Origin of the sequence: Rhizobium sp. N731, assembly GCF_001664145.1 — a bacterium.
GTDB lineage: Bacteria > Pseudomonadota > Alphaproteobacteria > Rhizobiales > Rhizobiaceae > Rhizobium > Rhizobium esperanzae.
Map to the genome: position 1 here is coordinate 1,759,797 of NZ_CP013601.1, position 26,225 is coordinate 1,786,021.

A 26,225-nucleotide genomic window follows, 5' to 3' on the forward strand; every position below is an offset into this window, starting at 1 on the left:
GTGACGCACATGAAGAAGCATCTCACACCAGCCGAAGCGGCCGCGCTGATCCCGGATGGCGCCATCGTCACGGTGTCGTCGTCGAGCGGTCTCGGTTGCCCCGACCTGATGCTGAAGGCGATCGGCGAGCGCTTCGATGCGACCGGTCATCCCAGTCACATTACCACCCTTCACCCGATTGCCGCCGGGGATATGAGCGGCATCAAGGGCGTCGACTATATCGCGAGGAAAGGTCTGCTCAAACGCATCATCGGCGGCTCCTATCCTTCAGGCCCGTCATCGGCCGAGCCGCCGTTGATCTGGCAGATGATCACCAACAACGAGATTCCGGCCTATAACATTCCCTCAGGTATCCTGTTCGACATCCACCGCGAAGCCGCCGCCAAGCGACCGGGTGTGCTGACCAAGGTCGGCATCGACACCTTCGTCGATCCGCAGCGGCAGGGCTGTGCGATGAACGGTCTCGCTTCGGACGATCCGGTGGTCAAGCGCGTCAGCTTCGAGGGCGAAGACTGGCTGTTCTTTCCCTCGATCGTTCCTCAGGTCGCCATCATCCGCGCCACGACCGCCGACGAACGCGGCAATCTCACCTATGAGCATGAAGGCGCCTATCTCGGCGGCCTCGACCAGGCGCTCGCCGCCCGCAACAATGGCGGCATCGTCATCGCGCAGGTTAAGCGGATCACCAAGGAAGGCTCACTGAAACCGCATGACGTCCGCGTGCCGGGAATGCTGGTCGATTATGTCATCGTCGATCCCGATCAGAAGCAGACGACGCAGACTGGGTACGACCCGGCAATATCGGGCGAGATCTTCCGGCCGCTCGATAGCTTCCGCGTTCCGGAGTTCAATGTTCAGAAGGTCATCGCGCGCCGTGTCGCGCAGGAGTTGCAGGCGGGAAGCTGCGTCAATCTCGGCTTCGGAATCTCGGCCAACGTCCCGCGGATTCTGCTGGAGGAGGGGCTTCACGGCGCTGTCACCTGGGTCATCGAGCAGGGCGCGGTCGGCGGTGTGCCGCTGCTCGACTTCGCCTTCGGTTGTGCCTCCAACGCCGACGCCTACATGCCGTCTCCCTATCAGTTCACCTATTTCCAAGGCGCTGGTTTCGATGCGTCGCTCCTGTCCTTCCTCGAAATCGGCAAGGACGGTTCGGTCAACGTCTCGAAGCTGTCGTTCCGGCCGCATGTCACGGCCGGCGCCGGAGGCTTTGTCGACATCACGGCGCGGGCGAAGAAGATCGTCTTCTCCGGCATGTTCAACGCCGGCGCGAAGCTTTCGATCGCTGATGGAACTCTTCTCATCGAGAAGGAAGGCAAGCTGAAGAAGCTGGTGAACGAGGTCGAACACGTCACCTTCAGCGGCAGGCGCGCGATAGAGCAGGGACAGGACATCACCTATGTCACCGAGCGGTGCGTGATGAAGCTGACACCTGATGGCATCGTGTTGACCGAAATCGCTCCCGGGGTCGATCTTCAAACCCAGATCCTCGATCAGTCCGAATTCCGGCTGATCGTCGCGCCCGATCTGAAGGTGATGGACGCCGCATTGTTCCGGGAGACTGAGATCGGGCTTTCGCTTTCGGCAAAGAGGGCGCGGACATTGGAGGGCACCTTCAATGGCTAGCGGAACGGTCAAGGTCGATATCGAAGGCCATGTCGCGACGCTGACGATCTCCCGGCCGGAGAAGCTGAACGCGCTCGATCTCGACATGCTGAAGGCTTTGGTGGAGGCGGCCGACGCGGTGGAGGCGAACCCGGACGTTCGCGCTGCCGTTCTGACCGGAGAAGGGAAAAGCTTTTCCGCCGGGGGCGATATCAAAGCCTGGGGCGGGATGCTGCCGCAGGAGTTCGGTCACGCCTGGGTAAGGCACGGTCACCGGATCTTCGAAAGGCTGGCGACGCTCCGGGTGCCCCTTGTCGCGGCCCTCAACGGCCACGCGCTTGGCGGCGGGCTCGAACTGGCGGGCGTTGCCGACATTCGCATCGCCGAGGAACACATCAAGATCGGCCTGCCGGAGACCGGCCTTGGCATGGTGCCGGGCTGGTCCGGCACCCAACGTCTCGTGCGCCGGTTCGGCGCGCAGGCCGTCCGCCGTATGGCGCTCGGTGGCGAGATATTCACCGCCGAGGAAGCCCGCCTGCTCGGTATCGTCGACGCGGTCGTTCCGACAGGAAATGCGCTCGCCGCCGCCAGGAAATATGCCGAGCGGATTGCCGTAAGAGGGCCGGCCGCCGTCGAGATCGTTAAGCTCATGATCGCATCGGCAAACGGCGAAGACAACGGAACCGCGGTCGAAGCCCTGGGCTCGATCCTCGCCGCCACGACTGGCGATCTGAAAGAGGGCGTCGCGTCGTTCAGCGAGAAGCGCCCGGCAACGTTCAAGGGAGAATGGTAATGACGGTCCTCGTCAACCCCACGGCGCTCAGCGACCACAAGGCGCGTGATTTCAAGATGCTGATCGACGGCAAATGGGAGGCCGGCGCCTCCGATCCGATCGAACGCATCGCGCCGAGCCATGGTGTGACGGTCAGCCGCTTCCCCGCTGGCAGCAGGACCGACGCCGAGCGCGCCATTGCTGCGGCACGCAAGGCCTTTGACGAGGGACCGTGGCCGCGAATGACCGCTTCCGAACGCTCAGTGATCCTGCTGAAGGCCGCCGATCTAATTGCGGCGCGCGCCGAGGAACTCGCATTTCTCGATGCCATCGAGGCCGGCAAGCCCATCACCCAGGTGCGAGGAGAAATTGCCGGTTCGGTCGATATCTGGCGATATGCGGCGGCACTTGCCCGTGATCTCCACGGCGAAAGCTACAACACGCTTGGCGACGGCACGCTCGGTGTCGTCCTGCGCGAAGCGATCGGCGTGGTATCGATCATCACGCCCTGGAATTTCCCGTTCCTGATCGTCGGACAGAAGCTGCCCTTCGCCCTGGCCGCAGGCTGCGCGACCGTCGTCAAACCCTCGGAACTGACATCGGGATCGACGCTCGTGCTCGGAGAAATCCTGCAGGAAGCAGGCATTCCGGATGGCGTCGTCAACATTGTCACCGGCACGGGACCTGAGGTCGGCGCGGTCATGACATCCCATCCAGACGTCGACATGGTCTCCTTCACCGGCTCGACCGGTGTCGGAAAACTGACGATGACGAATGCGGCGCAGACGCTGAAGAAGGTTTCGCTGGAGCTGGGCGGGAAGAACCCGCAGATCGTTTTTCCCGATGCCGACCTCGACGCCTTCATCGATGCCGCCGTCTTCGGCGCCTATTTCAATGCCGGCGAGTGCTGCAACGCCGGCTCGCGGCTAATCCTGCACAAGTCGATCGCCTCCGATGTCGTCAGGCGCGTCGCCGAGCTGTCGAAGGGGGTGAAGGTCGGCGATCCCCTCGATCCCCAGACGCAGGTCGGCGCGATCATCACGCCGCAGCATCTGGAGAAGATATCGGGATATGTCGCCGGCGCGAGGAGCAACGGCGCCCGCGTCGCCCATGGCGGCGAGACGCTCGACCTCGGCATGGGGCAGTTCATGTCGCCGACCATCCTCGAAGCAGTCACGCCCGATATGGCGGTGGCGCGCGAGGAAGTCTTTGGTCCGGTGCTGTCGGTCCTGACATTCGAGACGACTGGTGAAGCGGTCAGGATTGCCAACTCCATCGACTACGGCCTTTCTGCCGGTATCTGGAGCCGTGATTTCGACACCTGCCTGACGATCGGCCGGTCGGTGCGGGCGGGCACCATCTGGATGAACACCTTCATGGACGGCGCCTCGGAGCTTCCCTTCGGCGGCTACAAGCAGAGCGGCCTCGGCCGCGAGCTCGGCCGCCATGCGGTCGAGGACTACACCGAGACCAAGACGCTGAACATGCATATCGGCATGCGCACCAATTGGTGGATGCCGCGAACCTGAGGCTGGCTTGGCCGGCGAGAAAACTACGCCTGAGGAGGCGGGTGATCGGGTGCGGGAATGGTCCCGCATCTCCAAACGGGAACTGGGAGGTTCTTCGATGAATAAGTTCATGAGCTCGGCAGCGGTTGCTGTCGTGATGCTGGCTGGTTTGGGTGCGGCGCAGGCTGCCGACGTCAAGGAAGTGCAGATGCTGCACTGGTGGACGTCTGGCGGCGAGGCGGCTGCCTTGAACGTCCTGAAGGAGGATCTGGCGAAGGAAGGCTTTGCCTGGAAGGACGTCCCGGTTGCCGGCGGCGGCGGTGATGCGGCGATGACGGCGCTGAAGGCGATGGTTGCGGCGGGTACTTATCCGACGGCCTCGCAGATGCTGGGCTATACCGTGCTCGATTATGCCCAGGCCGGCGTGATGGGCGACCTGACCGAGACGGCCAAGAAGGAGGGCTGGGACAAGTCGGTGCCGGCAGCGCTGCAGAAGTTCTCCGTCTATGACGGCAAGTGGGTCGCAGCCCCGGTCAACGTCCATTCGGTCAACTGGCTGTGGATCAACAAGGCTGTCATGGACAAGATCGGCGGCAGCCAGCCGAAGAGCTTCGACGACCTGATCGCGCTGCTCGACAAGGCCAAGGCCGCAGGCGTCATCCCCTTGGCGCTCGGTGGCCAGAACTGGCAGGAAGCGACGATGTTCGATTCGATCGTGCTGTCGACCGGCGGCCCGGAGTTCTACAAGAAGGCCTTCAACGACCTCGACGAGGAATCGCTGAAGTCGGACACGATGAAGAAGTCCTTCGACAATCTGGCGAAGATCGTCAAATATGTCGATCCGAATTTCTCCGGCCGCGACTGGAACCTGGCGACCGCCATGGTCATCAAGGGTGATGCGCTGGTGCAGGTGATGGGCGACTGGGCCAAGGGCGAATTCGTTGCCGCCAAGAAGACGCCGGATAAAGACTTCCTGTGCTACCGCTTCCCCGGCACCGAAGGCAGCGTCATCTACAACTCCGACATGTTCGGCATGTTCAACGTCCCTGAAGACCGCAAGGCGGCGCAGGTGGCGCTGGCAACGGCAACGCTGTCGAAGAGCTTCCAGTCGGCTTTCAACGTCGTCAAGGGTTCGGTGCCGGCCCGCACCGACGTTCCCGACACCGACTTCGACGCCTGCGGCAAGAAGGGCATCGCCGACCTGAAGGCCGCCAATGAGGGCGGCACGCTGTTCGGCTCGCTGGCCCAGGGCTACGGCGCGCCTCCGGCGATCGCCAATGCCTATAAGGACGTCGTCTCGAAGTTCGTCCACGGCCAGATCAAGAGCTCCGACGAAGCCGTCACCCAGCTCGTCCAGGCGATCGACGACGCCCGCTAAGGGTCGTCGATGAACAAGGCTTCCCCGCTTGTCTCGCGGGGAAGCTTCAGCCCCTGACGGATATGCGGGGGCGATCATGCGGGGACAGGCATGCTGGCCACCCCCATGACGACATGCATGACGACATGCAGGGAGGAGATGACATTCCATGAGCACAGTTGCCACCACCGATCCGGTTCTGACGCCGCGGCAAGCGACGCGGGTCTCGCTGCGGGGCCGGCTGCAGGATGCGCTGCCGAAGATCGTGCTGGCGCCGAGCTTCGTCATCACGCTGATCTTCGTCTACGGCTTCATCGTCTGGACGGCCTATCTCTCCTTCACCAATTCCAAGACCTTTCCGTCCTATGCGCTGACCGGCGCACGCGCCTATCAGCGGCTGTGGCGCTGGACCTTCGAGAACGATCCGCCGTCCTCCTGGTATACCTCGATCACCAACATGGCGATCTTCGGCTTCCTCTATGTCGGCATCTGTTTAGGCCTCGGCCTGCTGCTTGCCATCCTGCTCGATCAGAAGATCCGCGGCGAGGGCATCTTGCGACCGATCTTCCTCTATCCGATGGCGCTCTCCTTCATCGTCACCGGGGTGGCCTGGAAGTGGTTCCTCGATCCCGGCCTCGGGCTCGAACAGACGCTGCACCACTTCGGCTGGACGAGCTTCCACTTCGACTGGATCAAGAACAAGGACTTCGTCATCTATACCGTCGTCATCGCCGGTGTCTGGCAGGCGTCGGGCTTCGTCATGGCGATGTTTTTGGCCGGGCTTCGCGGCATCGACGGCGAGATCATGAAGGCGGCGCAGATCGACGGCGCCTCGCCCTTCCAGCTTTATCGGCGCATCGTCATTCCGCTGTTGCGGCCGATCTTTCTCTCCGCCTTCATCGTGCTCGCCCATATGGCGATCAAGTCTTATGACCTGGTGGTGGCGCTGACCTCGGGCGGGCCGGGCGGCTCGGCCTGGCTGCCGTCCAACTTCATGTATGAATATACCTTCAAGCGCAACGAGATGGCCGTCGGCTCGGCCAGCGCCATCATCATGCTGATGACGATCTCGGCGATCATCGTTCCCTATCTCTATTCCGAACTGAAGGAGAAGGCGCGATGAGCAGCGTGACCTCTTCCATCGGCACCTCGACCGCAATGCTTTCGCAGAGCGGCGATAGCAGGACTAACAGCGCCCGCTGGATCGGCCGACTGGTCATCTACGGCCTGCTGGTCATCTTCGCCATCCTCTACCTGATGCCGCTCTTCGTCATGCTGACGACTTCGTTCAAGACGATGGACGAGATCCAGGGCGGCAATATGCTGGCGCTGCCGCAGGCCCCGACCTTCGATCCCTGGGTCAAAGCCTGGGGCGAGGCCTGCGTCGGGCTGACCTGCGCCGGCATCAAGGGCTACTTCTGGAACTCGATCAAGATGGTGGTGCCGGCAGTAGTGATCTCCACCATCATGGGAGCGCTGAACGGTTATATCCTGACCAAATGGCGCTTCCCCGGCCATACGCTGGTGTTCGGGCTGATGCTGTTTGCCTGCTTCATCCCGTTCCAGTCGGTGCTCTTGCCGATGGCGACCATCCTCGGCTCGCTCGGCCGCTTCGGCGTGACGCTGCAGAACGCCACCGGCTGGAACTTCGGCTTCGGCAATTCGACCGTCAATCTGGTCTTCGTCCATGTCGTCTACGGCTTGGGCTTCACCACGCTGTTCTTCCGCAATTTCTACGAGGCCTTTCCGACCGAGCTGGTGCGCGCCGCCCAGGTCGACGGCGCCAGCTTCTTCCAGATCTTCCGCCGCATCATGCTGCCGAACTCGCTGCCGATCATCGTCGTCACCGTCATCTACCAGTTCACCAATATCTGGAACGACTTCCTGTTTGCCTCGGCCTATGCCGGCACCGGCGACTCCATGCCGATGACGGTGGCGCTCAACAATGTCGTCAACACCTCGACCGGGGTGGTCGAATACAATGTCAACATGGCGGCGGCGATGATCGCGGCCGTTCCGACGCTCATCGTCTATATCCTCGCCGGCCGCTACTTCGTGCGCGGTCTGATGGCGGGCGCAGTCAAAGGGTAAGTCATGGCCTTCCTGGAAATCTCCGGTCTCAGAAAGCGCTTCGGTGCCGTCGACATCCTCAAGGGCATCGACATCGAACTCGAAAAGGGCGGCTTCCTCGTGCTGGTCGGCCCCTCCGGCTGCGGCAAGTCGACCCTGCTCAACACCATTGCCGGGCTGGAGACGATCACCTCGGGCGAGATCAGGATCGACGGCCGCGACATCAGCGGCCTGCATCCTTCCAAGCGCGACATCGCCATGGTGTTCCAGTCCTATGCGCTCTATCCGAATATGACGGTGGCGGGCAATATCGCCTTCGGCATGGAGATCCGCGGCGTTCCGAAGGAGGAGCGGGCCAAGGCGATCAAGCAGGTCTCCGACATGCTGCAGATCGGCCATCTGCTCGACCGCAAGCCGAGCCAGCTCTCCGGCGGGCAGCGCCAGCGCGTTGCCATGGGCCGGGCCTTGGTGCGCAATCCGCAGGTCTTCCTGTTCGACGAGCCGCTGTCGAACCTCGATGCCAAGCTGCGCGTCGACATGCGCACCGAGATCAAGCGGCTGCACCAGCGCATGGGCACCACCTTCGTCTATGTCACCCACGACCAGATCGAGGCGATGACGCTGGCGACCAAGATCGCCGTGCTGAAGGACGGGGTGCTGCAGCAGTTCGGCACGCCGGCCGAGATCTATAACAGCCCCGCCAATCTCTTCGTCGCCGACTTCATGGGCTCGCCGGCGATGAACCTGCTCAACGCCACCGTCGAGAACGGTGCGGCCGGGCTGGCCGTCTCGCTCGAACGGCCGAACGGCGCGCCGCTCAGGCTGCCGGTCGTCTCCGGCAATCACGGCCTGTCTGCCTATGCCGGCAAGCCGGTGATCTTCGGCATCCGCCCCGAAGCCTTGACCGATCCCGACGGCGCCGACCGCAAGGCGCGCTCGCTGACCGAGGACGATTGCCTGATTGAAGTCGTCGAACCGGCCGGCTCCGACACCTTCGCCGTCACCAAACTCGGCGGCAAATCCGTCGTCGCCCGACTGCGCGCCGATGCCGGCATTGCCCCAGGCCAGAACACTCGCCTTGCCTTCAATCTCGACAAGGCGGTGTTCTTCGACCCGGACAGCCAGGTGCGGATCGTGTGACGGGCAGGTGTTGACATGAGCAATTCGCCAGACATCGTCATCATTGGCTCGGGCGTCGGCGGCGCCACAGTCGCTGCCGGCCTGGCTGTGTCAGGTGCTGAGATATTGGTCCTCGAAGCCGGCGATCGTATCGCCGATCTTCCCGTCAATCGCGACCAGCGCGCCATCTTCCAGCATGGACATTTCCGGCCGAAGGAAACCTGGTACGAGGCGAACGGCAGGGGCTTCAACCCCGGCAACTATTACAATGTCGGCGGCAATTCGAAATTCTACGGCGCCGTCTTGTCGCGGTATCGCAGAGAAGATTTCGACGTCATCGAACATCGGGAAGGCGTGTCGCCGGCTTGGCCGTTTCCCTATGAAGAGATGGAGCCCTGGTATTCGCAAGCGGAGCTGATGTATCAAGTCCGCGGCAGTCTTGGCGAAGATCCGACCGAACCGCATCACTCGGTTGCCTACGAATTCCCGCCCGTGCCCGACGAGGCGCCGATCGCCGACATCAGGGCACGCCTCAAGGCGAAAGGACTGCATCCGTTTTCGCTGCCGCTCGGCCTGGATCTCGACGCCTGGCTCTCCAAGGCGCGCACGCCCTGGGATGCACATCCGAATTCACAAGACGGCAAGATGGATGCCGAAACCGCGGCACTCGCTGTGGCGCTGAAACACGAGAACGTGCGGCTCGAGATAAATGCGCGGGTGATACGGCTCGACACCGGGGCGGGGAGCCGGATCGACGGTGTCACCTACGTCAAGAACGGACAGACGCTGACTGTCTCGCCCAGGATCGTCATCCTTTCCGCCGGCGCGGTTCAGTCATCCGTGCTTTTGCTCCGTTCGAAAAACGACCGCTTCCCGAGGGGACTCGCCAACTCTTCCGATCAGGTGGGCCGCAACTTCATGAACCACAATGCCTCGGCCGTCATAGCGGTCTCGCCGCGCTTCAGGAACACCGCCGTCTACCAGAAGACTTTCGCTTTCAACGATTTCTATCTGTCGGACGGGGAGGGCGGACCGCCGCTCGGCAATGTGCAGTTACTGGGGCGCATTTCCGAAAAGGTCCTCAAGGGCTCTCTGCCGCAGGCGCCGGAATGGCTTCTGCGTTTCATGACGGACCATGCCATCGACTTCTATGCGATGAGCGAGGACGTACCGAATCCTGAAAGCCGCGTGATGGTCGACGGCGATCGGATCGTCCTCAAATGGCAGAGGACCAACTGGGACGCGCATCTTGCCCTTGTCGCCAAGCTGAAGGCGATCCTTCGGTCGATCGGTTTTCCGATCGTGCTGTCGAGACCCTTCGACAAACGCACGCCGTCCCATCAGTGCGGAACGATCCGCATCGGAAACGACCCGGCAACGGCGCCACTGGATCCATACTGCCGGTCCTACGATCACGGCAACCTCTTCGTCGTCGACGCCGGCTTTCTGCCCACATCGGCTGCGGTCAATCCCGCGCTCACCGTCGCCAGCCAAGCTCTCAGAGTTGCCCATCACATCGCATCGACGGACTTGCAGACACAGGCAGATCCATTGGTGCGCGCCGGCTTCAAATAGGACAGTAAAATGGGATTCGATTATATCATCACCGGTGCCGGTCCTGCGGGCTGCGTTCTTGCAAGCCGCCTCAGCGAAGATCCCGATGTCAAGGTACTGCTTCTGGAGGCCGGCGGAGGCGACTGGAATCCTCTTTTCCACATGCCCGCCGGTTTCGCCAAGATGACCAAAGGCGTCGCCAGCTGGGGATGGGAAACCGTTCCCCAGAGGCACATGAAGGACAGGGTGCTTCGCTACACCCAGGCAAAGATCATCGGCGGCGGCTCGTCGATCAATGCGCAGCTCTACACCCGCGGAAACGCGGCCGATTATGATCTCTGGGCCAGTGAAGACGGCTGCGAGGGCTGGGACTACCGTTCGATCCTGCCCTATTTCAAACGTGCCGAGGACAATCAACGTTTCGCCGACGATTACCACGCCTATGGCGGTCCGCTGGGTGTCTCGATGCCGGCGGCACCGCTGCCGATCTGCGATGCCTATATCCGCGCGGGACAGGAACTCGGCATACCCTACAATCACGATTTCAACGGTCGCCAGCAGGCCGGCGTCGGATTTTACCAGCTCACCCAGCGCAACCGGCGCCGCTCATCGGCATCGTATGCCTATCTCTCGCCGATCAAAAACCGGAAGAATCTGACGATCCGGACGGGCGCGCGTGTCGTCCGCATCGTGCTGGAGGCAGGCCGCGCCATCGGCGTCGAGATCGCCACCGGACACGGTCTGGAGGTCGTGCGTGCTGAACGCGAAGTCTTGGTCTCGTCAGGCGCGATCGGATCGCCGAAGCTCCTCTTGCAGTCCGGCATAGGGCCGGCCGACCATTTGACCTCGGTCGGCGTCAAGCCCTTCCACGATCTGCCTGGCGTCGGCGGCAATCTTCAGGACCATCTCGATCTTTTCGTTATCGCCGAATGCACCGGCGATCACACCTATGACGGCGTTGCGAAGCTCCACCGCACGCTTTGGGCGGGGATACAATATGTCCTCTTCCGCACCGGTCCGGTCGCCTCGTCGCTCTTCGAGACAGGCGGCTTCTGGTATGCCGATCCCGACGCACGGTCTCCCGATATCCAGTTCCATCTCGGCCTCGGTTCCGGCATCGAAGCAGGCGTCGAGCGGCTGAAGAACGCCGGCGTGACCCTCAACTCCGCCTATCTGCATCCGCGCTCGCGCGGCACGGTGCGTCTGTCTTCTGCCGACCCGGGTGCAGCACCCTTGATCGATCCCAACTACTGGTCCGATCCGCACGACAGGAAGATGTCGCTGGAGGGGCTGAAGATCGCCCGCGAGATCATGCAGCAGGCGGCGCTGAAGCCCTATGTCATGGCCGAAAGGCTTCCGGGTCCGAAGGTCATCACCGACGAGCAGCTTTTCGACTATGGCTGCGCCAACGCCAAGACCGACCATCATCCGGTCGGCACCTGCAAGATGGGAACGGGGCCCGACGCGGTTGTCGGGCTGGATCTCAAGGTCCATGGCCTCGAAGGCCTCCGGATCTGCGATTCCTCGGTCATGCCGCGCGTCCCGTCCTGCAATACCAACGCTCCGACGATCATGGTCGGCGAAAAGGGATCCGATCTCATTCGGGGTCTGCCCGCGCTGCCATCGGCGATCTTCGCCTATGAACGCAATGATACCAGGCCCCGGGCCCGCGCCGAGATCCGCTAAGGAGAGCGACAATGTCTGAAGTGAAAGTTGCAGTGCTTGGCGCCTCGGGCTGGATGGGAAAGGTCCACACGATGGCCTATCAGACCTTTCCGCATTTCTTCGGCGTCTCGGACGGAACGGCGCGGATCGTGGCGCTTGTCGACAGCAATCCTGACGTAGCGCAGGATATCGGCAACAGGGCGCCGGGGGCCAGGATCTACCAGGATTGGAAGCTGGCGGTTGCCGATCCCGAAGTCGATCTCATCGATATCTGCTTGCCCGACCATCTGCACTATCCGGTGGCCAAGGCGGCCCTGCTGGCCGGCAAACATGTCTATTGCGAGAAGCCGCTGGCAAATACCGCTAACGAAGCGCTGGAGCTGGCCGAGATCGCCAGAGAAAAGGGTGTCATCACCCGTGTCGGACACGCCTTTCCCCGAAACCCCGTTCATGATCTGGCGAAAGAGATCATCGAATCCGGTGAAATCGGTGAGATCAAGCTGTTTCGCGGCTGCCAACACGTCGACATGTATGGCGATCCCACAGCACCGTTCATGTGGCGCGCCGATGGCAAGCTCGCGCCGACCGGGATCGTCGGCGACACCGGTTCGCACATCTTCAGCTTCATGGATTTCCTCGTCGGCCGCGTCAGCTCCCTGATCGCCGACAATCTCATTGTCACTCCGCGCCGGCCGATCGTCGAGGGGCTTGCCTATGGCGAGCAGGTGAAACTGTCGGGCAACGAGGCCTGGGCCGATATCACCAATCCCGACGCGACCAACCTGCTGTGCCGGTTCGAAAACGGCGCCGCCGGCATCGTGGACTTCAGCCGCGTCGCCACCGGCCGCAAATTCATGCAGACCTACGAGGTCTATGGAACGAAAGGCAGCATCGCCTATACCTATGACGAGATAAACCGGCTGCGTTTCTACACCAACGACGACAGCACGGGACGGCGCGGCTTTCGCGAGATCGACGTCGGTCCTGAGAATGCGACCTTCAGGGCTTTCCTTCCGTTGCCGAACTTCGGCATAGGCTACAATGAAAGCAAGATCATCGAGGTGGCCGAGGTCATAAGATCGATCGTCGCAAACAGACCGATGTGGCCGACATTCGATACCGGCCACCACATCTGCCAGATCGTCGACGCCTGCATGGAGTCTTCCCGGCAGAGACGCTGGGTCGATATCCCGCTCAATTGATTGTGGTGCGCCGATGACGATAGATGTCCCGCAGGAAATTCTTGACGCACTGACCGATGTCGATATGCCGCGGCTTCCAGCCGAAGGCGTCGCTTCGGAAGAGGTCCGGCTCGCTGGCATCGCGACGCCGATCTACCGAGCCGGCTGCGTCGTCGTCGGCTCCGGCGCTGCGGGTCTGCGTGCGGCGGTGGAAATGAAGCGGCGCGGCGTCGATGTCGTCATCATCAGCCAAAGCGCATGGGGCGGAACCTCGGCCTGCTCTGGCTCCGACAAGCAAACCCTCCACACCGCGAACACGGCCGATCAGGGCGATAATTACCGGGCGATGGCCCGCGCCATCGGCAGCGGCGGCGCCATGGACGAGGACACGGCCTATGTCGAGGCGGTCGGCTCGTCACGGATGATGGCATCGCTGCAGTTCTTGGGCCTGCCGCTGCCCCAGGATCCGCTTGGCGGAACACTGAGATATCAGACCGACCATGACGAGGTCGGCCGCGCCACCAGCTGCGGCCCGCGCACCTCGCGGCTGATGGTGAAGGTGCTGGCGGAGGAGGCGATCCGGCTGGGCGTGCCGTTCTACAACCAGACCACCGCGGTGAAAATCCTCACCAAGGGCGAGGGGGCTGAGCGTAATATCGCCGGCATGCTCGTCATGCGCGCCGGCGACCGTACGCAGGAGAATCCGCTCGGCATCGCCTTGTTCGTGAGTGGCGTCATCGTGCTTGCCGCCGGCGGGCCGGGCGAACTCTATCGCGACAGCGTTTATCCCAACGGCTGCTTCGGCTCCCTCGGATTGGCGCTCGAGGCGGGCGTCGAACTCGTCAACCTGACCGAAAGCCAGTTCGGCATCGGAACGCGAAGAGAGGGATTTCCTTGGAATCTGTCCGGCACGTACGTCCAGGCGATTCCGCATTTCTATTCGGTCGACGGCGAAGGCGCCGAACACCATTTCCTGGCGAGATATTATCGAAGTACCCAGGAGCTGGCGTCGAACATCTTCCGTAAGGGCTATCAATGGCCGTTCCACGCGACCCGCATGCTTGATTTCGGCTCGAGCCTGGTCGATCTCGCCATTTACCGTGAGACCGCAGCCGGTCGGCGCGTCTTTATGGACTTCAATCGCAATCCTCTGCCCGTTCCCGGCGACCTGCCATTCAGCCTGGAGAGGCTGGACGAGGACGTTCGCCTCTATCTCGGCAAGGCTGGCGCCGATCAGCAAATGCCGATTCATCGATTGAAGCATATGAACCCGCTCGCGATCGAGCTCTATCGCCGTTACAAGATCGATATTGCCGCAGAGCCGCTGGAGTTCGCGGTCAACAACCAGCACATGAACGGCGGCATCATGGTCGACAGCTGGGGCCGCACCAATCTGGGTGGCTGCTACGCGGTCGGAGAGGCGGCTGGCACGCATGGGGTAACAAGGCCCGGTGGAGCGGCGCTGAATGCCGGGCAGGTCTTCGGAACCAGGGTGGCCGAACATATCGGCGCCGGCGGGGCAAAGCGGCCCGCCGCGGGACGTGTACCGGAGGCTGCAGAGGCGGGCATCGCCAATCTCCTCTCCGCCCTGCGAACCGAAAGCCCGCTCACTGTCAAAGCGGTCCGCTCGGCGGTGCAGGCACGCATGAGCGAGAAGGCAGGCATCATTTGCGATCAGGGGATCGTCCGCCAGGCCTTGATCGAAGCGCGGGCGCTGAACGCCGAAATCCGCGCCAACGGCCTCGCCTACGAGCGCGCGGCCGAAGCGGTCCGAGGCGTGCAATGGCGGCACATGGCGCTCGCCTCGGAGGCGGTGCTGAGCGCCCTGGACTTCTACATCGGCAGGGGCGGCGGCAGTCGGGGAGCACGGGCGATCTGCGATGCGGAGGGCGAATTCCTGCCGCTGGCGAGTGCCAGTCGGCTGGAGGACTATCGTTTCCGCAAGGAAAACGAAGCGCATCGCAAGGAGCAGATCGTCGTTCGGCTCGAAGGCGAAGAGGTCAGGCTTTCAACCCGTCCGAACCGCGAACTGGATAAAGGTGCCAGATCCTTTTTCGAGCGCGACTGGCCCGCCTGGTTGACGGGCCGCATCTATGATCTGGACGGCGGCGAATGAGGCGATGCTGTCATCGTATCAATCAGGATTGGCGACCGCTGGCGGAACCCGGATGCGCTCCGTATCGTCAGAGCCTTCGGCGACGGCTTCCTCGCTTTTGCGCACATGCCGTGGTGGATCTTTTCCTTCGACGGGTTTCGGCGACAATTGATCGTCGGCCTGGATTTCGTCGGTATTGAGATAATTCTTGCTCTCGCCCATGACGATCACTTCCGGTTGGAGAATTGCGGGGCAGGAATGCGCCCCTTCTGATCGACGCGGCCTGTCTCAGGATCGGAGCTGGGGACGCCGTCGACTGCCTCGCGGCTGCTGCCCATGCTGACGGGAGGCTTGCGCTGGTCGTCGACACCTGCCTCGGGCAGCTCATCGTCCTGAGTGTCCTCGTTCAACGACTTGGGCGGAAGCTTAGCGGAATCGGGAATGGGTTTTATACGCATCGGACAATCTCCTTTGCAGAGCTAACTCCAGCAGGCATCGCAGGTTCCGTGCTACTCTGCGACCGATGCATTGCCGCTCACACGGCTTCAGCTGCCGGAAGATCGAGCTCGATCATGACGGGTGCGTGGTCGCTCGTATGCTCCCAACTCCGGGGCTTGCGCCGGACGGTTGCCGATCGGAGCCACGGCGCCACTGTCGGGCTGAGCAGAAAGTGGTCGATCCGAAGCCCGGCGTCGCGCTCGAAACTGTTCCGCCAATATTTCCAGAAGGTGTAGATGCGCTCGTTCGGATGCAGATGCCGGATGGCATCCGTCCAGCCCTGGGAGACGAGCCGGGCGTAGGCGTCGCGGACTTCGGGCCTGAAAAGTGCATCGTCTCGCCAGCGCTCCGGCTTGTAGACGTCGATCTCCGTCGGCATGACATTGAAATCGCCGGCAAGGATGGAAGGCACCTCGATTTCGAGCAGTTCGGCGGCATAGGCGTGCAAGCGCCCGAACCAGCGAAGCTTGTATTCGAACTTGGCGCTGGGAAAAGGGTTGCCGTTCGGCAGATACAGGCATCCGATCAGCATTCCTTCGATGACGGCTTCGATATATCGGCTGTGGGTGTCGTCAGGATCGCCGGGAAGACCGCGCCGCGTCAGGATCGGTGTCTTGTCCTTTGCCAGGATGGCGACGCCGTTCCAGGATCGCTGCCCGTGCCAGACGGCGCCGTAGCCGGCCCGCTCGATCTCTTTTCGCGGAAACCTGGCGTCGTCGGTTTTCAGTTCCTGAAGGCAGGCTACATCGGGGGCATCCTCTTTCAGCCAGCGCAGCAGGTTGGTCAGTCTCCCGTTGATCCCGTTCACATTGTAGGATGCGATTTTCATGAGGGATCATGTCGAGGCGGTGCTGGCCAGATCCGAAAGCGCGCCGCGTTCTTCCAGGTTCTTTTGTCGCGCGCAGGATCCGTGCAGACAGCCAGTCCATTGACTCGCCATGGTGCCGCCCTTTCAGCGTGTTGCGCCGTACACGAAGGCGATGGCGGCGACGATCGCTGCGGCAGTCAGCGGCTGTCGGCGTATCCTGTCCTCCATATCCTTGACGAAACTCCTAGCTTCCGCCCTTGCCAGACGGGCTGTTCCGGACGCCAGCTCCGACGCGGACTCAGCCACCCGACCAGCTTCTTTCTGAAGCGCGCGCAGTTCCTCGCGGTCGGCATCGAATCTGTCCGAGGCGTGCGAAGTCTGCAGGGCCTGATCGACCAGCGGATACTCTTGGTCAATGGCGGTCGGATCCGGCTCCCGCTTCACCCGCTCAGCCGCCTCGACATCGCTGCGGCCCACGGGAATGGAGGTATGGGTGGCGGAAACAGGATCCGACGCGGGAAACGTGTCTTCGATCGCTTTGTCGAGTTCGCCCTTTCCGGACTGTTTTCGCTGCTCTGCCTGCTCTTTTCGCAGGGACTGGACGGCGGGTGAATCATTCGGGTTCGGCATCGCGGTTTCCTCTGTTGCAATTTGATAATCAAAGCGGTGACGAGGAAAGAAGTTCCAGAAAAATGCGTCTGCGCCTTGTCCAGCAACACCATGGCGACGATGTCGACAATATACGCGCCGAGGCAGTATTTGTGATGACATTGCTCGTATTTTTGGGGGCGCATCCACTGCATGCCGGACCAAAGTCCTGCCTTTTCTTAGTACCTAGGTCCGGTTGCATTTAGCCCTCAGAAAGGCGAAAATTCTCAAGGCGTCCAATAGGCGTAGGAACGGCGAAGAACGGATGAACAAGGCAATGGCATTGACTATCTCGAAACGGGGTTTTTTGAGATTGGGCGGCTGCGCTGCCGTCGCCCTCGTGGTTGCCGCATCGCCTGTGACAATCAATCTCGATGGCTCCCTTCGCGTTCTGACGGTGAAACACGCAGCGGCAAAGGACGGCAATAACGGCGGCGGCAACGGCAACGGCGGAGGAAATGGCAACGGCGGAGGGAATGGCAACGGGGGAGGCAATGGCGGCGGGGGCGGAAACGGCAGTAGTGGTTCCGGCAGCAGCGCAGGAAGCTCCAACAACAACGCCGGATCCTCTTCATCCTCGGCCTCGTCGTCGACGGGATCAAAGGCCAGAGCCACCGAAGGCACCGATGGGTCGATCAACGTTCGCCACGCGAACGGCATCACCGAAAGCCTGCGCAGTGGCCGCTATATCATGAAGGACTCGAAGGGCAGGACGATCATAAGCCGGCAGGCGACGGCCGGCGACGCAAACCGGCTGAGCAATTTCCTTCGCTGAGGCAGAATGCGGAAAACGGCGCCGTAGAGCCTTTCCGGGTTGGATTGCAGCATTCTGTTGGCTCAACTAACCCGGAAAAGCTCTGGATCGCAGGTCGAGCCGGCGCTATCGCCGTTCGCGCCATTGCAGGGCCGCTTCGGTCCTGTTCGAGGCGCCGAGCTTGCTCAGGATCTGGGTCATATGGTGCTTCACGGTCTTTTCCTGCAGGTTGAGGCGCAGGCCGATATGCTTGTTTGACAGACCTTGGGCGACGAGATCCATCACCTCGCGCTCCCTTGGCGTCAGACTGTTCTTGTCGGAGTTTCCGTTTTGTAGCGAATTTTCCATCGCCTTCGCCGACATCATCGGCGAGACATATCGCGACCCGCTGAGGACGGTTTTAATCGCTTCGGCGAGGCCGCGTGAACCGACACCTTTGAGAACGTAGCCCATCGCGCCCTGCTGCAGGGCTCCGAGCAGCGTGTCCACCTCCTCGGATACCGTCAACATCAGCACTTTCGTCGTCGGGCTGAGCGCCAGGACGTCGGCGATCGCAGCCAATCCGCCGCCGGGCATCGAGACATCGAGAAGCATCACGTCGGGGAGGTTGTTCGATGCGATCATGGCGGCATCTTCGCTGCTGGCCCCTTCGCCAATGACCACGAAGTCGCTCATCTCCGACAAGCTGCGCGTTACACCCTCGCGAAAAAGCGGGTGGTCGTCCACGACGCCGACGGTGATTGGTGTCATCTCTATTCTCCAGCTTCCATAGGCTCGAAGGTCATGGTCACGGTCGTTCCTCCTTCACCCGTCTTGATATCGAAAGATCCCCCCAGGCTGTCGATGCGTTCGCGCAGCCCCACCAGGCCCAGGCTTGTCGGCCTCACCTCCGTCGGGTCGAACCCATCGCCACGATCACTGACCTCCACACAAACATGACCATTATGCGACACGGCTTTCACGGTCTGCTGAACGCCGCCGCCGTGGCGATAGGCGTTGTTCAAGGCTTCCTGAACGAAGCGATAGATACAGATCTTTACGGCAGCAGCGAGCTCGGGTCCATCCTCGTCGATAATCGCTTCGACAACGGTTTCGGTCTTGTGCCGGTGCGCTTCGACGACCCGCAGCACGATATCGGTGATGGAGGACTTTTCGATCTGCGGGAGCACCAGTCCGCTGCAGATATTGCGGATTTCCGTCATGGCCTCCGCGAGGCTCGAGCGTATCCAGGCAAGTTCTTTTTCGCGCGCTTCGGGTTCGGTGGATGCGTTGATCAACAAGTCGCTGTCCAGTCGCAGTGAAGCATAGGCAATGTGCTGTGCCGGACCGTCGTGAAGATCGGCGCCGATGCTGCGCAGATATGTTTCGTTCAGCGCCGCCACGCGCTGCGAAGCGCGCTGCAGCCGCCGCTGGAGTCCGCGATTTTCCGCCAGCAGCGCAGACAATTCCTTGACCCGTTCCTTGAGATCCCTGCGCTGCGCTTCTATCGTGCGGCTTCCGCGAAACACCAGGGCGGAGAGAACGAGGAAAAAGACGCCTGTGAGAGCGGCGACTGCTCCCCAGCTCTGCAGCCTTGCGTGCGCCAGACTGTCGCCGAGGCCTTCCGCGGTCTCGTAGAATTCGAGCACAGCAACTGCCTGGCCGGACCACGGCTGGAGAACCGGATTGTAGATTTCCATCAGCGGCTTGCCGAGCGCGCGCTCGGCACCGCTTTCCGGGTCGTCGGCGACTTCGTATCGCGCGACGAGCGAGCCGGCGAATGCCTTCTGCAGCTTGGCATTTATGGGAAACTTCTGGCCCACCAGCTCCTTGTCCTTCGAATAGAGGATGGTGCCGTCGTTCCGCCACAGCCTGAAGGAGACAAGGCGCCTGCCAAGCGCCCCTTGACCGAGTGTTTCGTCGAGAGCCTGAGCGCTGCCTTCGTCCAGCAGCGATTCCGTTTGCATGTCGGGAAGCAGCGGCGCCACCACACTGTCGACGTAAAGCGCTGTCGCCGCGCCGGAATTATGAATGACGGCTTCCTCGATCAGATGGGTGACAAGTAAGCCCACCAGAAACATGGCGGCGATCGAGACCAAGCCACCCGCGATGAAAAATTGCGAGGCGAGTGAGCGGGCATTCCAGCGGCGCAGCCAATTCATTTTGATACCGGCAAGAGACTTTGCCGATTAACCTACAGCGTCTTTGGAGTTTTTCCAGACTGTTTCAGGGCAGATTCCTGGTATCGAAGACCTCGGCGCCTCTGATGCTCTCGGTCAAATGAATGCTATCGCCTGACATGGCTGCGCCGAAGACATAGAGGAGACCGGCCAGAACGATGACGAGGGCAATGACGGAGGCGTTCCAGGCATCGTTGACATGGGATCTGTTCTTTTGGGGCATAAGCGGATCTCCTTCCATATCGCTCAAACGACGCGGTCAGGCGACCGTTCCGCTTCGGGGACTTCGGTCGAAGAGGCCTGGGACCAAGGTCCGTCCCGGTGGACAACATCCGATTCAGCCATATTTCAACTTCGATTGAGCTGTGTTTGGAGACGTGTGGTGATAGTTTCTGCGAACATCGATGACGGTGCAGATGCCGCATCTGTCGCGCCTCCCCCTCCGTTCGGGGCAGGCGTCGCCGATCTTTACCAAGCCCTTCTCGTGCCGATTCTCTTTGAGCCCTATGCGTTGGAAATGGCAAGCGTCGCCGAACGGTCGAAGCCGGTCAGCGTGCTCGAAGTCGCGGCGGGGACCGGCGCCTTGACACGCGCTCTGCGGGCGAAGCTCGATCCGGCCGCCGAGATCGTTGCCACCGATCTCAGCCAGGCGATGATCGACGTCGGCGCACCATCGGTGACGATGTCGCGAACGCATTGGATGCACGCAGATGCGCAAGATCTGCCGTTCGCCCCTTTGATGTTCGATCTCGTCGTTTGCCAGTTCGGCGTCATGTTCTTTCCGGATAAGCCGAAGGCCTATCACGAGGCGAAAAGAGTGTTGCGGAGCGGAGGCCATTTCCTGTTTTCGACGTGGGATTCGCTTGCTGCCAACGACTTCGCAAGATGTGTGGACGAATGTCTGACAAGCCTTTTCCCGTCGGATCCCCCCGATTTCCTCAGGCGCTTGCCATATTCTTACTTCGACCCCAGCCCGATCAAGGCTGAAGTATCATCGGCGGGATTCGAGGCGGTTTCCTGCGAACGGCTCGAACTGACCTCTATCGCGGCCACAGCACAGGATATCGCGACCGCTTTCTGCCGGGGCACGCCGCTCAGCGGAGAAATCGAATGGCGGGCGCCGGAGCGCATGTCGGAGATCGTTAATGAGGTGGCCGAGCGGGTGGCGTCCCGCTATGGCGCCCGTCCTCGCGGCAGCATGAGCGCCCTGGTCGCCTCCGGCCGGGCCCCTTAACCGATTCCGGCAATCTTCTCGCGCGCCGATTACCTGTGCTCGGGGCTCGTGCGGACAATCATTCCCTGGCGCCCGGATTAAAGCTGCGGTCGCCGATTACGGGATGAGGCAGTAGTGGGGGTAGTCAGGCGCGCGCATCGCGCCGATGACGTGCTGTTCGATCTCGACGCAGGTCTCGTCATATTCCCGCACCAGCTTCAAATTGAACCGGCGTCTTCGAAGCCGATCACGCGCTTCGACTGCCATCTGGTAGGCCTCGAAAAGCTCGAGCTGCCACGGGTCGCGCGCCTGCATGATCAGCGCCCGCATTTGCGGCAGACGCATGGCCAGGCGCCTGCGTCCTGCTTCCCGACGGTTGGATCGTGTCATCTCCCTCGGTCTCCTGCCCAGGCCCGCGATGGGATGGCGTTCGGCTCGAGAATAGCGCGGCTGACGAATAATGAAATCCAGACCAAGGGCTGGGATGCCTCAGACCGAGGTCCGGGGCGTGGAACGACCTCGTTGCCAGCAAGTTGGTTTGGCAGCGGCAAGCAGGCCGCATTGAAAAGCAAGGAGGAAAAGATGCTCTTCAAGTTTATCGCAGGCGCCGCAACTGCCATGACCGTGATGTCGGGCGTCGCATTCGCCCAGTCCTCGACCGTCAATGGTGCGGCCGGTGGCGCAATCACCGGAGCAATCGTTGGTGGTCCGGCCGGTGCTGCTATCGGCGGCGTTGCCGGCGCAGTCGTCGGCACGGCGATCGATCCGCCGCCTGAAAAGGTCGTCACCTATGTCCGCGAGGCTCCGGCACCGTCGGCACGCGTCGTTGTGAAGGAAAAGGTGGTCGTCGGCCAGCCGCTGCCGGAAACGGTCGTCGTGACTCCCGTTCCGGACGATCCGACATATGCCTACGCGGTGGTCAATGACGAGCGTGTCATTGTCGAACCGTCGTCGCGCAAGGTGATCCAGGTGATCAAGTGACCTGATCGTTCACGTGGCTCTGCCGCGTCTTCCTTTCGCAAATCATCTTCAGATCAGCCGCACGATGGACGGCAGCGTCGTCGTGCGGCCGCACGGATCGAGGAGAGGGAACATGATCTATTCCGAAGAGAAATCCGCTGGTCTCGCCGTGCCGCTGATCGCCATTCTCTTGTCGATCGTCGGCATTATCGCCGTGCTGGTCGCCACCGGCGGTCACAGCAGCGCCGGGCCGCGTGTCTGGGTTCCCCAGGCACAACAGCAGGGAGCGGGCCAATGAATGCCATTGCAAGCGTCGCCTTCGGCATTGCCAGCTCGGTTGGCGCCTGCATGGCAGCGGCCTCCGTTGCCTCGCATGTGGTGGCGGATTCCGGACCACCCGCGCTCACGGATCTTGCCGCCCCCGATCTATGGACGACGAGTCCGGTGAAGGTCGATCCCCATCGGCAGCATTATGAACGAATTCCGCCTGTGTATTCCAGCTATGTCACCGAGGCTGCGGCGACCGTCGCGCCAAGGGTGACTTCGCAACCCGCTCGTTCGTCGACAGAACTGCAGCCACCGCAGCCAAAATTCGCCGCCGAGCACCTTGCCTGGTGCGCCAAGCGTTACCGTTCCTTCGATCCTGCGACCAACAGCTACCGATCCTATAGGGGCGAGATCCGCGAATGCGCCTCGCCGTTTCAGCAGAATATCGCTGCAAGCCCTGAAGCCGGCGGCACAAAAGTCAATGCCCAGGCGGCAGCCCGATGTGCCGCCCGATACAGATCGTATCGGCCGGAAGACAACACCTATCAGCCGTGGGAGGGGCAGCGCCGAAGCTGCGAGATGTCGGATCTGGTCGCGACGAGCAATTAACCATGACCGGGTACGGCGTACAAAATCGTACCGTGCTGGCGAGCCAGACTAAAGTCCGTGTTGTAATCGCATCGGTTGTGATATCCGGTTGTATTTGAGGGGCGGAGAGCGGGGATGGCGACGACGCTGATAGCAGAAATCCACCAGGCGCAGACAAGGCTTCCGTTCTTGAGCAGGGCGGAGCGCGGAGCCCTTATCGTTCGCATTCTTCGCGAGTTGAAGATACTCCGTCGCGAAGTTCTCGGGAATGTGTCGGCCGATCGCTGCGTTTGGATCGATAAACTGATCGCGTCAGTTTCTTCGACAATATCGGAAATCGTCACGATGCCGGACGCCGAGTTCAACCGTGTCTTGAACGAGTTCGAAAAGCTCATGGCAACGCTGCATAACATTTCGCACCCGCAGAAGCCGTCGAAGACAGTTCACTAGCGTCGTTAAGGCGACGTACGGCCGCGCCGGAAACCGATCCCGGTGCGGAAGCGTTCTCCTCCTATGACAGAAACAAAATCGCCTGCTGACCAGGACGAGATGTCGCCCCGTGACGATGAGCCGAAGCCAGGCGCAGAGGTTTCCTTCCCTTACGACAGGATGACTGTAGAGCAGTTCCGAAACCGCTTCCCGCGTGCCCGCTGGAACGACGTGCGAAGGGCCTGGTTCGTTCCCGGCCGAACCGCGTCCCGTCGCATCGGCCGATGGCTTGCCGAGCTGGAGGCCGAAGCCGACGCGCATGCGGATGTGAAGGGGCGCGATGCCTTCGCCTTCGATCCCATCGACAGTCCATATCTGGAACTCGGCAAGGACGGCTTTCGAATCCGCACGCCCTATTCAAAAACCGTCGTCGACGAGCTTCGCGAGGTGCCGTTCTCGCGATGGGACGGCGATCTTCGAATATGGCACGTTCCCTTTCGATCCTATGAGGAACTGAGACGCAGATGGCCTGACATCGAAGCGGCGGCTCGCAGAAACGAACCGGAGGAGAGGCGACGGCGCGCCGAGGAGCGGAAGGGAACCGAACGGGAGATGCGCAGCAAGCTTCGCACAGCCGAACGCAAGCGCCGCCGTTACCCGCTTCCGACCGACGACCTGCCGCCGACAGGACGCCCGGTGGCCACCTCGTATGGGATCGTCGTCTTCACAGAAATCACCGGCGAACTGGTCGATCCGGCTCTCGTCGCGGATTTCTATCCCGGGGTCACGGAGGATTATCTCTGGGGGTATTGGCGGGTGCCGACATTCGACGAACTTGTCCGTACCTGGCCTGCGAAAACGCCTCCCCGTCGAGATGCCGAATGGTGGCAGCCGACGATCGAAGAACTGAGGCCCGCCCGCCGCGCGGCAAGAGCACGCGAAGCCAGGAAGCAAGCGAAGGCGCCGTGACCGGAACCTGCCACCGGTCGTGCGGACTTGTAGCAGATGCTGTGTCGGAGGATGCCCGGCTGGTGTGGGAACAAATTCCCACGTCGGCCATTTGTTGTCCATGAAAACAGCCCTGCCGATCTCGCTGCTCGCTCTGGCCCTTTCCGTTGGCGGCGCTTCCGCGGGGGAGCTTCGTCCCGAAGCGATCAATGCCGCTTCCCTTGCCGATATCGGGAAAGGAAAGCTGCCGCCCGCAGATTCGGACCCGGCGATCATCCGCCTTCAGGTCCTGCTCGACCGTGCGGGCTCGTCTCCCGGCGTGATCGACGGTCTCTCCGGCGAGAACGTCGACAAGGCGGTGGCCGGCTTCGAGGCGATGAACAAGCTTCCCGTAGACGGCAGGCCGGATCCGGATGTCGCCTCCCGGTTGGAAGACAATTCGCCCATCATCGAGAGCTATGTCGTCTCGCCGGAGGACGCCACGGGGCTCGTTGACAGAATCCCTGAGGATTACGGCGAGAAGGCAAAGATGCAGAGCCTCGGCTATACCAGCGTTGCGGAGAAGCTGTCCGAGCGCTTTCACATGGATCTCGATCTCTTGAATGCGCTCAACCCGGGTTCGCAGTTCGCGCCCGGCGACAAGGTGTGGGTCGTTGATCCCGGCCCTCCCAGAGAAGGCAAGGTTAGGAGTATCGAGGTTGACAAGAAGACAGGGCAGGTGCTGGCCTATGGCGAGGATGGATTGCTGCTTGCCGTCTATCCCGCCACGATCGGCAGCGAGGACAATCCGGCGCCCTCAGGAAAGCACAAGGTCAAGGGCGTCGCGCGAATGCCGGTCTACCGATACGATCCGAAGCGAAATTTCAAGCAGGGAAAGAACAACAAGGTCCTGACGATCCCGAAGGGACCGAATGGCCCGGTCGGCACCGTCTGGATCGACCTGACCGAGCCGACCTATGGTATACACGGGACGCCGGAGCCGAAGCTCATCGACAAGGTCGGCTCGCATGGCTGCGTGCGGCTGACGAACTGGGACGCGGAGGAGCTGGCCGGCATGGTCAAGCCGGGCGTCCCGGTCGAATTCGTCAATCGCAGTCCCGCCGATCCGAAGTGAAACGCAGGATCTGACGAATACCCACACGCTATCGCAGCGCAGGATTACGAAGCCTTGGCTTCGAAAGCCGGGGCGAAATCCCCCAGCGATTTCGCCTTGAGGATCGCGCCGCCGATATCCTGCTCCACGATCGCCTCGAGATCGGCAAAGCTGTCGATAACATAGTAGATCGGCTGGAGGATATCGATGCGGTAGGGCGTCCGGAGCACGCTCAACAGATCGAACGGCCGGAATTCGCATCCCGTGCCTTCCGTTGCCGCCTTGGCTTCACTCGGAGAAGAGACGATGCCGGCGCCGAAACAGCGGCGGCCTTGCGGCGTGTTGATCAGGCCGAATTCGACTGTGAACCAGAAAATCCGGAACAGATGCCATGAATAGCCCTTGCCGAGGCGCATGGCAGTTTCGCCGAAGTGCCGGACGAAATTGGCATAGCTCTGATTGGTCAGCAGCGGGCAGTGGCCGAACACTTCGTGGAACAGGTCCGGTTCCTCGATATAATCGATATGCTCGCGGCGGCGCAGGAAGGTCGCCAGCGGGAACTTGCCCTGCGATAGAAGTTCATAGAAGCGCGAGGGCGGAATGAGCGCCGGCACGCCTTCCACGCCGAAACCGGTGGTCTCGTTCAGGCGTCTGTTCACATCGAGGAGCTGCGGCACTTTCTCCGGCCTGAGCCCCAGCAGTTTGACGCCGTCCAGATATTCCTGGCAAGCCTTATCGGCCAAGAGCTTCATCTGACGCCGGTAGAGTTCGCCCCAGATCGCATCTTCTTCGGGGGTATAGTCATAAAGGCCGTCCGGGCCGGGCAGTTTGGCGGTGTAGCTGCTTTCCTTGGTCATCGATTGATCCTCCCGGGAATGGCAATATCTCTGTCATTATGCTCCGTGTTCGACGGATTTTCTTTTCTTTCATGCCGGCT

General features: G+C 61.7%; 28 protein-coding genes. 19 read left to right on the top strand and 9 right to left on the bottom strand.

The features are described 5' to 3' along the window. The first annotated feature begins 9 nt into the window (after positions 1 to 9). From AMK02_RS08705 to AMK02_RS08755, 11 genes are all read left to right on the top strand, one after another. Positions 10 to 1,623 (top strand): acyl CoA:acetate/3-ketoacid CoA transferase, encoded by a 1,614-nt coding sequence (locus AMK02_RS08705; RefSeq protein WP_064801944.1) that lies wholly within the window; start codon positions 10 to 12, stop codon positions 1,621 to 1,623. Then, a complete protein-coding gene (locus AMK02_RS08710; protein ID WP_064801945.1) occupies positions 1,616 to 2,395 on the top strand; it encodes an enoyl-CoA hydratase/isomerase family protein in 780 nt (259 codons plus the stop codon). Before AMK02_RS08705 ends, AMK02_RS08710 begins: the two co-directional genes overlap by 8 nt. After that, a complete protein-coding gene (locus tag AMK02_RS08715; RefSeq protein WP_064801947.1) occupies positions 2,395 to 3,903 on the top strand; it encodes an aldehyde dehydrogenase family protein in 1,509 nt (502 codons plus the stop codon). Before AMK02_RS08710 ends, AMK02_RS08715 begins: the two co-directional genes overlap by 1 nt. Positions 3,904 to 4,000: 97 nt before the next feature. Next, the gene (locus tag AMK02_RS08720; RefSeq protein WP_064801949.1) at positions 4,001 to 5,260 is read left to right on the top strand and encodes an ABC transporter substrate-binding protein; all 1,260 of its coding nucleotides are present in this window, start codon (positions 4,001 to 4,003) and stop codon (positions 5,258 to 5,260) included. Positions 5,261 to 5,408: 148 nt separating this feature from the next. Continuing rightward, a complete protein-coding gene (locus AMK02_RS08725) occupies positions 5,409 to 6,362 on the top strand; it encodes a carbohydrate ABC transporter permease (RefSeq protein WP_064801952.1) in 954 nt (317 codons plus the stop codon). Next, entirely contained in the window at positions 6,359 to 7,330 is a 972-nt protein-coding gene (locus AMK02_RS08730) for a carbohydrate ABC transporter permease (RefSeq protein ID WP_064801954.1), read from the top strand. Before AMK02_RS08725 ends, AMK02_RS08730 begins: the two co-directional genes overlap by 4 nt. 3 nt (positions 7,331 to 7,333) lie before the next feature. After that, complete coding sequence (locus tag AMK02_RS08735; protein ID WP_064801956.1) at positions 7,334 to 8,449, top strand: ABC transporter ATP-binding protein; 1,116 nt, start codon at positions 7,334 to 7,336, stop codon at positions 8,447 to 8,449. A 15-nt stretch (positions 8,450 to 8,464) separates the two neighbouring features. Further along, positions 8,465 to 10,003 (top strand): GMC oxidoreductase, encoded by a 1,539-nt coding sequence (locus AMK02_RS08740; protein ID WP_064801958.1) that lies wholly within the window; start codon positions 8,465 to 8,467, stop codon positions 10,001 to 10,003. Positions 10,004 to 10,012: 9 nt separating this feature from the next. Next, positions 10,013 to 11,668, top strand: a complete 1,656-nt coding sequence (locus AMK02_RS08745; protein WP_064801960.1) for a GMC family oxidoreductase — start codon at positions 10,013 to 10,015, stop codon at positions 11,666 to 11,668. Between the two features lie 11 nt (positions 11,669 to 11,679). Continuing rightward, positions 11,680 to 12,849, top strand: coding sequence for a Gfo/Idh/MocA family protein (locus AMK02_RS08750; protein ID WP_064801962.1), 1,170 nt, complete (start codon positions 11,680 to 11,682; stop codon positions 12,847 to 12,849). A gap of 13 nt (positions 12,850 to 12,862) precedes the next feature. Further along, positions 12,863 to 14,944, top strand: a complete 2,082-nt coding sequence (locus AMK02_RS08755; RefSeq protein WP_064801963.1) for an FAD-dependent oxidoreductase — start codon at positions 12,863 to 12,865, stop codon at positions 14,942 to 14,944. An 18-nt stretch (positions 14,945 to 14,962) separates the two neighbouring features. Here AMK02_RS08755 and AMK02_RS08760 read toward each other — a convergent pair whose 3' ends face one another. From AMK02_RS08760 to AMK02_RS08775, 4 genes are all read right to left on the bottom strand, one after another. Continuing rightward, positions 14,963 to 15,145 (bottom strand): hypothetical protein, encoded by a 183-nt coding sequence (locus AMK02_RS08760; RefSeq protein ID WP_064801965.1) that lies wholly within the window; start codon positions 15,143 to 15,145, stop codon positions 14,963 to 14,965. A gap of 5 nt (positions 15,146 to 15,150) precedes the next feature. After that, on the bottom strand, positions 15,151 to 15,381 hold the full coding sequence (locus AMK02_RS08765; RefSeq protein ID WP_064801967.1) for a hypothetical protein: 231 nt from the start codon (positions 15,379 to 15,381) through the stop codon (positions 15,151 to 15,153). A gap of 77 nt (positions 15,382 to 15,458) precedes the next feature. Continuing rightward, positions 15,459 to 16,250, bottom strand: coding sequence for an exodeoxyribonuclease III (xth, locus tag AMK02_RS08770; protein ID WP_064801969.1), 792 nt, complete (start codon positions 16,248 to 16,250; stop codon positions 15,459 to 15,461). A gap of 123 nt (positions 16,251 to 16,373) precedes the next feature. Continuing rightward, complete coding sequence (locus AMK02_RS08775; protein WP_064801972.1) at positions 16,374 to 16,859, bottom strand: hypothetical protein; 486 nt, start codon at positions 16,857 to 16,859, stop codon at positions 16,374 to 16,376. Between the two features lie 301 nt (positions 16,860 to 17,160). Here AMK02_RS08775 and AMK02_RS08780 point away from each other — a divergent pair, with 301 nt between their 5' ends. After that, a complete protein-coding gene (locus tag AMK02_RS08780) occupies positions 17,161 to 17,652 on the top strand; it encodes a hypothetical protein (RefSeq protein ID WP_064806089.1) in 492 nt (163 codons plus the stop codon). A 105-nt stretch (positions 17,653 to 17,757) separates the two neighbouring features. On the opposite strand, the gene AMK02_RS08785 is transcribed toward AMK02_RS08780, so the two are convergent. The 3 genes from AMK02_RS08785 to AMK02_RS31680 all read right to left on the bottom strand — a co-directional run bounded on the left by AMK02_RS08785 (position 17,758) and on the right by AMK02_RS31680 (position 20,013). Continuing rightward, on the bottom strand, positions 17,758 to 18,381 hold the full coding sequence (locus tag AMK02_RS08785) for a LuxR C-terminal-related transcriptional regulator (RefSeq protein WP_064801974.1): 624 nt from the start codon (positions 18,379 to 18,381) through the stop codon (positions 17,758 to 17,760). Between the two features lie 2 nt (positions 18,382 to 18,383). Then, on the bottom strand, positions 18,384 to 19,772 hold the full coding sequence (locus tag AMK02_RS08790) for a sensor histidine kinase (protein WP_064801976.1): 1,389 nt from the start codon (positions 19,770 to 19,772) through the stop codon (positions 18,384 to 18,386). A 64-nt stretch (positions 19,773 to 19,836) separates the two neighbouring features. After that, a complete protein-coding gene (locus AMK02_RS31680; RefSeq protein ID WP_164517778.1) occupies positions 19,837 to 20,013 on the bottom strand; it encodes a hypothetical protein in 177 nt (58 codons plus the stop codon). Positions 20,014 to 20,172: 159 nt separating this feature from the next. On the opposite strand from AMK02_RS31680, the gene AMK02_RS08795 reads away from it, so the two are divergent. Continuing rightward, entirely contained in the window at positions 20,173 to 21,024 is an 852-nt protein-coding gene (locus AMK02_RS08795) for a class I SAM-dependent methyltransferase (RefSeq protein ID WP_064801978.1), read from the top strand. A 96-nt stretch (positions 21,025 to 21,120) separates the two neighbouring features. Here the strand turns inward: AMK02_RS08795 and AMK02_RS08800 are convergent, their stop codons facing one another. Continuing rightward, positions 21,121 to 21,393, bottom strand: a complete 273-nt coding sequence (locus AMK02_RS08800) for a hypothetical protein (protein WP_064801980.1) — start codon at positions 21,391 to 21,393, stop codon at positions 21,121 to 21,123. Positions 21,394 to 21,585: 192 nt separating this feature from the next. Here AMK02_RS08800 and AMK02_RS08805 point away from each other — a divergent pair, with 192 nt between their 5' ends. The 6 genes from AMK02_RS08805 to AMK02_RS08825 all read left to right on the top strand — a co-directional run bounded on the left by AMK02_RS08805 (position 21,586) and on the right by AMK02_RS08825 (position 25,309). Next, positions 21,586 to 21,984, top strand: coding sequence for a DUF1236 domain-containing protein (locus tag AMK02_RS08805; RefSeq protein WP_064806091.1), 399 nt, complete (start codon positions 21,586 to 21,588; stop codon positions 21,982 to 21,984). A 112-nt stretch (positions 21,985 to 22,096) separates the two neighbouring features. Next, the gene (locus AMK02_RS31685) at positions 22,097 to 22,261 is read left to right on the top strand and encodes a hypothetical protein (RefSeq protein ID WP_167377190.1); all 165 of its coding nucleotides are present in this window, start codon (positions 22,097 to 22,099) and stop codon (positions 22,259 to 22,261) included. Then, on the top strand, positions 22,258 to 22,839 hold the full coding sequence (locus AMK02_RS08810) for a BA14K family protein (protein WP_064801982.1): 582 nt from the start codon (positions 22,258 to 22,260) through the stop codon (positions 22,837 to 22,839). Before AMK02_RS31685 ends, AMK02_RS08810 begins: the two co-directional genes overlap by 4 nt. Before the next feature lie 114 nt (positions 22,840 to 22,953). Continuing rightward, positions 22,954 to 23,268, top strand: coding sequence for a hypothetical protein (locus AMK02_RS08815; RefSeq protein WP_064801983.1), 315 nt, complete (start codon positions 22,954 to 22,956; stop codon positions 23,266 to 23,268). 63 nt (positions 23,269 to 23,331) lie between these two features. Further along, positions 23,332 to 24,216, top strand: coding sequence for a hypothetical protein (locus tag AMK02_RS08820; RefSeq protein WP_064801985.1), 885 nt, complete (start codon positions 23,332 to 23,334; stop codon positions 24,214 to 24,216). A 100-nt stretch (positions 24,217 to 24,316) separates the two neighbouring features. Beyond that, positions 24,317 to 25,309, top strand: coding sequence for a L,D-transpeptidase family protein (locus tag AMK02_RS08825; RefSeq protein WP_064801987.1), 993 nt, complete (start codon positions 24,317 to 24,319; stop codon positions 25,307 to 25,309). Between the two features lie 44 nt (positions 25,310 to 25,353). On the opposite strand, the gene AMK02_RS08830 is transcribed toward AMK02_RS08825, so the two are convergent. Continuing rightward, positions 25,354 to 26,145: a phenylalanine 4-monooxygenase gene (locus AMK02_RS08830; protein ID WP_064801988.1), complete on the bottom strand. Its 792-nt coding sequence runs from the start codon at positions 26,143 to 26,145 to the stop codon at positions 25,354 to 25,356. Positions 26,146 to 26,225 lie beyond the last annotated feature (80 nt).

What these genes read in the sequence shown, in the direction of transcription:
- AMK02_RS08705 (WP_064801944.1), top strand. Translation starts at nt 10, where the DNA reads ATGAAGAAGCATCTCACACCAGCCGAAGCGGCCGCGCTGATCCCGGAT.
- AMK02_RS08710 (WP_064801945.1), top strand. Translation starts at nt 1,616, where the DNA reads ATGGCTAGCGGAACGGTCAAGGTCGATATCGAAGGCCATGTCGCGACG.
- AMK02_RS08715 (WP_064801947.1), top strand. Translation starts at nt 2,395, where the DNA reads ATGACGGTCCTCGTCAACCCCACGGCGCTCAGCGACCACAAGGCGCGT.
- AMK02_RS08720 (WP_064801949.1), top strand. Translation starts at nt 4,001, where the DNA reads ATGAATAAGTTCATGAGCTCGGCAGCGGTTGCTGTCGTGATGCTGGCT.
- AMK02_RS08725 (WP_064801952.1), top strand. Translation starts at nt 5,409, where the DNA reads ATGAGCACAGTTGCCACCACCGATCCGGTTCTGACGCCGCGGCAAGCG.
- AMK02_RS08730 (WP_064801954.1), top strand. Translation starts at nt 6,359, where the DNA reads ATGAGCAGCGTGACCTCTTCCATCGGCACCTCGACCGCAATGCTTTCG.
- AMK02_RS08735 (WP_064801956.1), top strand. Translation starts at nt 7,334, where the DNA reads ATGGCCTTCCTGGAAATCTCCGGTCTCAGAAAGCGCTTCGGTGCCGTC.
- AMK02_RS08740 (WP_064801958.1), top strand. Translation starts at nt 8,465, where the DNA reads ATGAGCAATTCGCCAGACATCGTCATCATTGGCTCGGGCGTCGGCGGC.
- AMK02_RS08745 (WP_064801960.1), top strand. Translation starts at nt 10,013, where the DNA reads ATGGGATTCGATTATATCATCACCGGTGCCGGTCCTGCGGGCTGCGTT.
- AMK02_RS08750 (WP_064801962.1), top strand. Translation starts at nt 11,680, where the DNA reads ATGTCTGAAGTGAAAGTTGCAGTGCTTGGCGCCTCGGGCTGGATGGGA.
- AMK02_RS08755 (WP_064801963.1), top strand. Translation starts at nt 12,863, where the DNA reads ATGACGATAGATGTCCCGCAGGAAATTCTTGACGCACTGACCGATGTC.
- AMK02_RS08760 (WP_064801965.1), bottom strand. Translation starts at nt 15,145, where the DNA reads ATGGGCGAGAGCAAGAATTATCTCAATACCGACGAAATCCAGGCCGAC.
- AMK02_RS08765 (WP_064801967.1), bottom strand. Translation starts at nt 15,381, where the DNA reads ATGCGTATAAAACCCATTCCCGATTCCGCTAAGCTTCCGCCCAAGTCG.
- xth (WP_064801969.1), bottom strand. Translation starts at nt 16,250, where the DNA reads ATGAAAATCGCATCCTACAATGTGAACGGGATCAACGGGAGACTGACC.
- AMK02_RS08775 (WP_064801972.1), bottom strand. Translation starts at nt 16,859, where the DNA reads ATGCCGAACCCGAATGATTCACCCGCCGTCCAGTCCCTGCGAAAAGAG.
- AMK02_RS08785 (WP_064801974.1), bottom strand. Translation starts at nt 18,381, where the DNA reads ATGACACCAATCACCGTCGGCGTCGTGGACGACCACCCGCTTTTTCGC.
- AMK02_RS08790 (WP_064801976.1), bottom strand. Translation starts at nt 19,772, where the DNA reads ATGAATTGGCTGCGCCGCTGGAATGCCCGCTCACTCGCCTCGCAATTT.
- AMK02_RS31680 (WP_164517778.1), bottom strand. Translation starts at nt 20,013, where the DNA reads ATGCCCCAAAAGAACAGATCCCATGTCAACGATGCCTGGAACGCCTCC.
- AMK02_RS08800 (WP_064801980.1), bottom strand. Translation starts at nt 21,393, where the DNA reads ATGACACGATCCAACCGTCGGGAAGCAGGACGCAGGCGCCTGGCCATG.
- AMK02_RS08805 (WP_064806091.1), top strand. Translation starts at nt 21,586, where the DNA reads ATGCTCTTCAAGTTTATCGCAGGCGCCGCAACTGCCATGACCGTGATG.
- AMK02_RS31685 (WP_167377190.1), top strand. Translation starts at nt 22,097, where the DNA reads ATGATCTATTCCGAAGAGAAATCCGCTGGTCTCGCCGTGCCGCTGATC.
- AMK02_RS08810 (WP_064801982.1), top strand. Translation starts at nt 22,258, where the DNA reads ATGAATGCCATTGCAAGCGTCGCCTTCGGCATTGCCAGCTCGGTTGGC.
- AMK02_RS08815 (WP_064801983.1), top strand. Translation starts at nt 22,954, where the DNA reads ATGGCGACGACGCTGATAGCAGAAATCCACCAGGCGCAGACAAGGCTT.
- AMK02_RS08820 (WP_064801985.1), top strand. Translation starts at nt 23,332, where the DNA reads ATGACAGAAACAAAATCGCCTGCTGACCAGGACGAGATGTCGCCCCGT.
- AMK02_RS08825 (WP_064801987.1), top strand. Translation starts at nt 24,317, where the DNA reads ATGAAAACAGCCCTGCCGATCTCGCTGCTCGCTCTGGCCCTTTCCGTT.
- AMK02_RS08830 (WP_064801988.1), bottom strand. Translation starts at nt 26,145, where the DNA reads ATGACCAAGGAAAGCAGCTACACCGCCAAACTGCCCGGCCCGGACGGC.